This window comes from Comamonas sp. A23, from assembly GCF_004522605.1.
Taxonomy (GTDB): Bacteria; Pseudomonadota; Gammaproteobacteria; order Burkholderiales; family Burkholderiaceae_C; genus Comamonas; species Comamonas thiooxydans.
Genome location: NZ_RSDT01000031.1, coordinates 1 through 7308 on the forward strand (window position 1 = coordinate 1; position 7308 = coordinate 7308).

Annotated in this window: 7 protein-coding genes and 3 pseudogenes; 4 read left to right on the forward strand and 6 right to left on the reverse strand. The window is 60.1% G+C overall.

What is annotated here, in order from left to right; all coding sequences use genetic code 11:
- The 3 genes and pseudogenes from EIC84_RS25635 to EIC84_RS26500 form a co-directional block, all read left to right on the forward strand.
- Positions 1-66: pseudogene (locus EIC84_RS25635) on the forward strand (DNA-binding protein); the annotation flags it as partial.
- 232 nt (positions 67-298) lie between these two features.
- Positions 299-688: pseudogene (locus tag EIC84_RS26495) on the forward strand (P-loop NTPase fold protein); the annotation flags it as partial.
- A 324-nt stretch (positions 689-1012) separates the two neighbouring features.
- A complete protein-coding gene (locus EIC84_RS26500; protein ID WP_000844627.1) occupies positions 1013-1255 on the forward strand; it encodes a transposase in 243 nt (80 codons plus the stop codon).
- Positions 1256-1286: 31 nt separating this feature from the next.
- Here EIC84_RS26500 and tetR(A) read toward each other — a convergent pair whose 3' ends face one another.
- Positions 1287-1937 carry a tetracycline resistance transcriptional repressor TetR(A) gene (gene tetR(A) / locus EIC84_RS25650; protein ID WP_000164043.1) on the reverse strand — a complete coding sequence of 217 codons (651 nt, stop codon included), beginning with the start codon at positions 1935-1937 and terminating at the stop codon, positions 1287-1289.
- Positions 1938-2042: 105 nt separating this feature from the next.
- On the opposite strand from tetR(A), the gene tet(A) reads away from it, so the two are divergent.
- The gene (gene tet(A), locus EIC84_RS25655; RefSeq protein ID WP_011645018.1) at positions 2043-3242 is read left to right on the forward strand and encodes a tetracycline efflux MFS transporter Tet(A); all 1200 of its coding nucleotides are present in this window, start codon (positions 2043-2045) and stop codon (positions 3240-3242) included.
- Between the two features lie 31 nt (positions 3243-3273).
- Here tet(A) and EIC84_RS25660 read toward each other — a convergent pair whose 3' ends face one another.
- The 5 genes and pseudogenes from EIC84_RS25660 to traJ all read right to left on the reverse strand — a co-directional run bounded on the left by EIC84_RS25660 (position 3274) and on the right by traJ (position 6321).
- Positions 3274-4359 (reverse strand): GNAT family N-acetyltransferase, encoded by a 1086-nt coding sequence (locus tag EIC84_RS25660; RefSeq protein ID WP_011645019.1) that lies wholly within the window; start codon positions 4357-4359, stop codon positions 3274-3276.
- A 63-nt stretch (positions 4360-4422) separates the two neighbouring features.
- Positions 4423-4495 (reverse strand): annotated as a pseudogene (locus tag EIC84_RS26510) (TetR family transcriptional regulator); the annotation flags it as partial.
- A gap of 19 nt (positions 4496-4514) precedes the next feature.
- Positions 4515-5663, reverse strand: coding sequence for a plasmid replication initiator TrfA (gene trfA / locus EIC84_RS25670; protein ID WP_001082279.1), 1149 nt, complete (start codon positions 5661-5663; stop codon positions 4515-4517).
- Positions 5664-5711: 48 nt separating this feature from the next.
- The gene (locus tag EIC84_RS25675; protein WP_240701986.1) at positions 5712-5900 is read right to left on the reverse strand and encodes a hypothetical protein; all 189 of its coding nucleotides are present in this window, start codon (positions 5898-5900) and stop codon (positions 5712-5714) included.
- Between the two features lie 34 nt (positions 5901-5934).
- Positions 5935-6321 (reverse strand): conjugal transfer transcriptional regulator TraJ, encoded by a 387-nt coding sequence (gene traJ / locus EIC84_RS25680; RefSeq protein WP_134737357.1) that lies wholly within the window; start codon positions 6319-6321, stop codon positions 5935-5937.
- Positions 6322-7308: the final 987 nt, after the last annotated feature.

Consider the following 7308-nt stretch of genomic DNA (forward strand, 5'->3'; position numbering starts at 1 on the left):
AAGCCCATCCGTGTGAACGCACCGAACTCGGTGTTCGCCCTGGGTAACGCCTTCGCGAAATCCTGATCCGGGGCCGCTTGAGCAGTGCTCGGGCGGCAACCAGATCGGCATGAAGCCCGACTCCGATGGTACCGAGCTCGAATTCACTGGCCGTCGTTTTACAACGTCGTGACTGGGAAAACCCTGGCGTTACCCAACTTAATCGCCTTGCAGCACATCCCCCTTTCGCCAGCTGGCGTAATAGCGAAGAGGCCCGCACCGATCGCCCTTCCCAACAGTTGCGCAGCCTGAATGGCGAATGCTTCGGGCTGAAATTGCAGGACAACTGGTGAGTCTGGATCTGAAGTTCATTGTTGTCATGGATGATCTGGACCGACTGGAGCCATCCCAGGTGGCGGAAGTGTTCAGGCTTGTGCGTGCAGTAGCCGATCTGCCCCGCTTTACCCATATTCTCTGTTATGACAGGCAGATTATCACTCATGCCGTTGAACATGCGCTGAATATCGAAGATGGCAGCCGTTATCTCCAGAAAATCATTCAGCTTAGTTTTAAATTACCCCGACCTGAAGCCTTTGATTTACGTAATGAATTTCGCCAGCGGGCTGAGGCTCTATATCAGCAAATTAATAATCAACCGCCAGACTCTGGAATGGTAAGGGATCTCATCGCGGTGACTGATACCTATGGTGCCGCACTTTCGACGCCACGGGAAATCCATCAGGCCATTAATTCCCTGATTTTTCTTTATCCGGGGATGCGGGATTTTGTTTATTTCCCTGATTTGTGCCTGCTTCAGCTTATACGGGTGACAAACCCGGCTCTGTATGACTGGACAGAGCATTACCTGACAGAACGGTCCGTGATTGAAACCGGTCAGGGTATGCTTTCTGACGGAGAGAAAGCAGACTTCCGGGAGGGGCTTATCAGATGTATGAAGACGTTCAGGGCATCAAATGCAGACTCGTTTCTGACACTTGCAGACTGGATCTATCTCATCTGCGCAAGGCAGAACGTGAAGACGGCCGCCCTGGACCTCGCCCGCGAGCGCCAGGCGCACGAGGCCGGCGCGCGGACCCGCGCCACGGCCCACGAGCGGACGCCGCAGCAGGAGCGCCAGAAGGCCGCCAGAGAGGCCGAGCGCGGCCGTGAGGCTTGGACGCTAGGGCAGGGCATGAAAAAGCCCGTAGCGGGCTGCTACGGGCGTCTGACGCGGTGGAAAGGGGGAGGGGATGTTGTCTACATGGCTCTGCTGTAGTGAGTGGGTTGCGCTCCGGCAGCGGTCCTGATCAATCGTCACCCTTTCTCGGTCCTTCAACGTTCCTGACAACGAGCCTCCTTTTCGCCAATCCATCGACAATCACCGCGAGTCCCTGCTCGAACGCTGCGTCCGGACCGGCTTCGTCGAAGGCGTCTATCGCGGCCCGCAACAGCGGCGAGAGCGGAGCCTGTTCAACGGTGCCGCCGCGCTCGCCGGCATCGCTGTCGCCGGCCTGCTCCTCAAGCACGGCCCCAACAGTGAAGTAGCTGATTGTCATCAGCGCATTGACGGCGTCCCCGGCCGAAAAACCCGCCTCGCAGAGGAAGCGAAGCTGCGCGTCGGCCGTTTCCATCTGCGGTGCGCCCGGTCGCGTGCCGGCATGGATGCGCGCGCCATCGCGGTAGGCGAGCAGCGCCTGCCTGAAGCTGCGGGCATTCCCGATCAGAAATGAGCGCCAGTCGTCGTCGGCTCTCGGCACCGAATGCGTATGATTCTCCGCCAGCATGGCTTCGGCCAGTGCGTCGAGCAGCGCCCGCTTGTTCCTGAAGTGCCAGTAAAGCGCCGGCTGCTGAACCCCCAACCGTTCCGCCAGTTTGCGTGTCGTCAGACCGTCTACGCCGACCTCGTTCAACAGGTCCAGGGCGGCACGGATCACTGTATTCGGCTGCAACTTTGTCATGCTTGACACTTTATCACTGATAAACATAATATGTCCACCAACTTATCAGTGATAAAGAATCCGCGCGTTCAATCGGACCAGCGGAGGCTGGTCCGGAGGCCAGACGTGAAACCCAACATACCCCTGATCGTAATTCTGAGCACTGTCGCGCTCGACGCTGTCGGCATCGGCCTGATTATGCCGGTGCTGCCGGGCCTCCTGCGCGATCTGGTTCACTCGAACGACGTCACCGCCCACTATGGCATTCTGCTGGCGCTGTATGCGTTGGTGCAATTTGCCTGCGCACCTGTGCTGGGCGCGCTGTCGGATCGTTTCGGGCGGCGGCCAATCTTGCTCGTCTCGCTGGCCGGCGCCACTGTCGACTACGCCATCATGGCGACAGCGCCTTTCCTTTGGGTTCTCTATATCGGGCGGATCGTGGCCGGCATCACCGGGGCGACTGGGGCGGTAGCCGGCGCTTATATTGCCGATATCACTGATGGCGATGAGCGCGCGCGGCACTTCGGCTTCATGAGCGCCTGTTTCGGGTTCGGGATGGTCGCGGGACCTGTGCTCGGTGGGCTGATGGGCGGTTTCTCCCCCCACGCTCCGTTCTTCGCCGCGGCAGCCTTGAACGGCCTCAATTTCCTGACGGGCTGTTTCCTTTTGCCGGAGTCGCACAAAGGCGAACGCCGGCCGTTACGCCGGGAGGCTCTCAACCCGCTCGCTTCGTTCCGGTGGGCCCGGGGCATGACCGTCGTCGCCGCCCTGATGGCGGTCTTCTTCATCATGCAACTTGTCGGACAGGTGCCGGCCGCGCTTTGGGTCATTTTCGGCGAGGATCGCTTTCACTGGGACGCGACCACGATCGGCATTTCGCTTGCCGCATTTGGCATTCTGCATTCACTCGCCCAGGCAATGATCACCGGCCCTGTAGCCGCCCGGCTCGGCGAAAGGCGGGCACTCATGCTCGGAATGATTGCCGACGGCACAGGCTACATCCTGCTTGCCTTCGCGACACGGGGATGGATGGCGTTCCCGATCATGGTCCTGCTTGCTTCGGGTGGCATCGGAATGCCGGCGCTGCAAGCAATGTTGTCCAGGCAGGTGGATGAGGAACGTCAGGGGCAGCTGCAAGGCTCACTGGCGGCGCTCACCAGCCTGACCTCGATCGTCGGACCCCTCCTCTTCACGGCGATCTATGCGGCTTCTATAACAACGTGGAACGGGTGGGCATGGATTGCAGGCGCTGCCCTCTACTTGCTCTGCCTGCCGGCGCTGCGTCGCGGGCTTTGGAGCGGCGCAGGGCAACGAGCCGATCGCTGATCGTGGAAACGATAGGCCTATGCCATGCGGGTCAAGGCGACTTCCGGCAAGCTATACGCGCCCTAGGAGTGCGGTTGGAACGTTGGCCCAGCCAGATACTCCCGATCACGAGCAGGACGCCGATGATTTGAAGCGCACTCAGCGTCTGATCCAAGAACAACCATCCTAGCAACACGGCGGTCCCCGGGCTGAGAAAGCCCAGTAAGGAAACAACTGTAGGTTCGAGTCGCGAGATCCCCCGGAACCAAAGGAAGTAGGTTAAACCCGCTCCGATCAGGCCGAGCCACGCCAGGCCGAGAACATTGGTTCCTGTAGGCATCGGGATTGGCGGATCAAACACTAAAGCTACTGGAACGAGCAGAAGTCCTCCGGCCGCCAGTTGCCAGGCGGTAAAGGTGAGCAGAGGCACGGGAGGTTGCCACTTGCGGGTCAGCACGGTTCCGAACGCCATGGAAACCGCCCCCGCCAGGCCCGCTGCGACGCCGACAGGATCTAGCGCTGCGTTTGGTGTCAACACCAACAGCGCCACGCCCGCAGTTCCGCAAATAGCCCCCAGGACCGCCATCAATCGTATCGGGCTACCTAGCAGAGCGGCAGAGATGAACACGACCATCAGCGGCTGCACAGCGCCTACCGTCGCCGCGACCCCGCCCGGCAGGCGGTAGACCGAAATAAACAACAAGCTCCAGAATAGCGAAATATTAAGTGCGCCGAGGATGAAGATGCGCATCCACCAGATTCCCGTTGGAATCTGTCGGACGATCATCACGAGCAATAAACCCGCCGGCAACGCCCGCAGCAGCATACCGGCGACCCCTCGGCCTCGCTGTTCGGGCTCCACGAAAACGCCGGACAGATGCGCCTTGTGAGCGTCCTTGGGGCCGTCCTCCTGTTTGAAGACCGACAGCCCAATGATCTCGCCGTCGATGTAGGCGCCGAATGCCACGGCATCTCGCAACCGTTCAGCGAACGCCTCCATGGGCTTTTTCTCCTCGTGCTCGTAAACGGACCCGAACATCTCTGGAGCTTTCTTCAGGGCCGACAATCGGATCTCGCGGAAATCCTGCACGTCGGCCGCTCCAAGCCGTCGAATCTGAGCCTTAATCACAATTGTCAATTTTAATCCTCTGTTTATCGGCAGTTCGTAGAGCGCGCCGTGCGTCCCGAGCGATACTGAGCGAAGCAAGTGCGTCGAGCAGTGCCCGCTTGTTCCTGAAATGCCAGTAAAGCGCTGGCTGCTGAACCCCCAGCCGGAACTGACCCCACAAGGCCCTAGCGTTTGCAATGCACCAGGTCATCATTGACCCAGGCGTGTTCCACCAGGCCGCTGCCTCGCAACTCTTCGCAGGCTTCGCCGACCTGCTCGCGCCACTTCTTCACGCGGGTGGAATCCGATCCGCACATGAGGCGGAAGGTTTCCAGCTTGAGCGGGTACGGCTCCCGGTGCGAGCTGAAATAGTCGAACATCCGTCGGGCCGTCGGCGACAGCTTGCGGTACTTCTCCCATATGAATTTCGTGTAGTGGTCGCCAGCAAACAGCACGACGATTTCCTCGTCGATCAGGACCTGGCAACGGGACGTTTTCTTGCCACGGTCCAGGACGCGGAAGCGGTGCAGCAGCGACACCGATTCCAGGTGCCCAACGCGGTCGGACGTGAAGCCCATCGCCGTCGCCTGTAGGCGCGACAGGCATTCCTCGGCCTTCGTGTAATACCGGCCATTGATCGACCAGCCCAGGTCCTGGCAAAGCTCGTAGAACGTGAAGGTGATCGGCTCGCCGATAGGGGTGCGCTTCGCGTACTCCAACACCTGCTGCCACACCAGTTCGTCATCGTCGGCCCGCAGCTCGACGCCGGTGTAGGTGATCTTCACGTCCTTGTTGACGTGGAAAATGACCTTGTTTTGCAGCGCCTCGCGCGGGATTTTCTTGTTGCGCGTGGTGAACAGGGCAGAGCGGGCCGTGTCGTTTGGCATCGCTCGCATCGTGTCCGGCCACGGCGCAATATCGAACAAGGAAAGCTGCATTTCCTTGATCTGCTGCTTCGTGTGTTTCAGCAACGCGGCCTGCTTGGCCTCGCTGACCTGTTTTGCCAGGTCCTCGCCGGCGGTTTTTCGCTTCTTGGTCGTCATAGTTCCTCGCGTGTCGATGGTCATCGACTTCGCCAAACCTGCCGCCTCCTGTTCGAGACGACGCGAACGCTCCACGGCGGCCGATGGCGCGGGCAGGGCAGGGGGAGCCAGTTGCACGCTGTCGCGCTCGATCTTGGCCGTAGCTTGCTGGACCATCGAGCCGACGGACTGGAAGGTTTCGCGGGGCGCACGCATGACGGTGCGGCTTGCGATGGTTTCGGCATCCTCGGCGGAAAACCCCGCGTCGATCAGTTCTTGCCTGTATGCCTTCCGGTCAAACGTCCGATTCATTCACCCTCCTTGCGGGATTGCCCCGACTCACGCCGGGGCAATGTGCCCTTATTCCTGATTTGACCCGCCTGGTGCCTTGGTGTCCAGATAATCCACCTTATCGGCAATGAAGTCGGTCCCGTAGACCGTCTGGCCGTCCTTCTCGTACTTGGTATTCCGAATCTTGCCCTGCACGAATACCAGCTCCGCGAAGTCGCTCTTCTTGATGGAGCGCATGGGGACGTGCTTGGCAATCACGCGCACCCCCCGGCCGTTTTAGCGGCTAAAAAAGTCATGGCTCTGCCCTCGGGCGGACCACGCCCATCATGACCTTGCCAAGCTCGTCCTGCTTCTCTTCGATCTTCGCCAGCAGGGCGAGGATCGTGGCATCACCGAACCGCGCCGTGCGCGGGTCGTCGGTGAGCCAGAGTTTCAGCAGGCCGCCCAGGCGGCCCAGGTCGCCATTGATGCGGGCCAGCTCGCGGACGTGCTCATAGTCCACGACGCCCGTGATTTTGTAGCCCTGGCCGACGGCCAGCAGGTAGGCCGACAGGCTCATGCCGGCCGCCGCCGCCTTTTCCTCAATCGCTCTTCGTTCGTCTGGAAGGCAGTACACCTTGATAGGTGGGCTGCCCTTCCTGGTTGGCCAGAAACGCCGTCGAAGCCGTGTGCGAGACACCGCGGCCGCCGGCGTTGTGGATACCTCGCGGAAAACTTGGCCCTCACTGACAGATGAGGGGCGGACGTTGACACTTGAGGGGCCGACTCACCCGGCGCGGCGTTGACAGATGAGGGGCAGGCTCGATTTCGGCCGGCGACGTGGAGCTGGCCAGCCTCGCAAATCGGCGAAAACGCCTGATTTTACGCGAGTTTCCCACAGATGATGTGGACAAGCCTGGGGATAAGTGCCCTGCGGTATTGACACTTGAGGGGCGCGACTACTGACAGATGAGGGGCGCGATCCTTGACACTTGAGGGGCAGAGTGCTGACAGATGAGGGGCGCACCTATTGACATTTGAGGGGCTGTCCACAGGCAGAAAATCCAGCATTTGCAAGGGTTTCCGCCCGTTTTTCGGCCACCGCTAACCTGTCTTTTAACCTGCTTTTAAACCAATATTTATAAACCTTGTTTTTAACCAGGGCTGCGCCCTGTGCGCGTGACCGCGCACGCCGAAGGGGGGTGCCCCCCCTTCTCGAACCCTCCCGGCCCGCTAACGCGGGCCTCCCATCCCCCCAGGGGCTGCGCCCCTCGGCCGCGAACGGCCTCACCCCAAAAATGGCAGCCAAGCCCAATACGCAAACCGCCTCTCCCCGCGCGTTGGCCGATTCATTAATGCAGCTGGCACGACAGGTTTCCCGACTGGAAAGCGGGCAGTGAGCGCAACGCAATTAATGTGAGTTAGCTCACTCATTAGGCACCCCAGGCTTTACACTTTATGCTTCCGGCTCGTATGTTGTGTGGAATTGTGAGCGGATAACAATTTCACACAGGAAACAGCTATGACCATGATTACGCATGCCTGCAGGTCGACTCTAGAAAGGGCGGAGACTGTGCTCGTCTAGGTACTGTGACCGGGCGTGCGTTTCTGTAACGAACAATCCTGACTGAAGGAGCTCGTATGCGTCTTACGACCAAAGGCCGCTTTGCGGTCACCGCGATGATCG

Coding starts and splice junctions, on each gene's coding strand:
- trfA (WP_001082279.1), bottom strand. CDS start 5,663: ATGAATCGGACGTTTGACCGGAAGGCATACAGGCAAGAACTGATCGAC.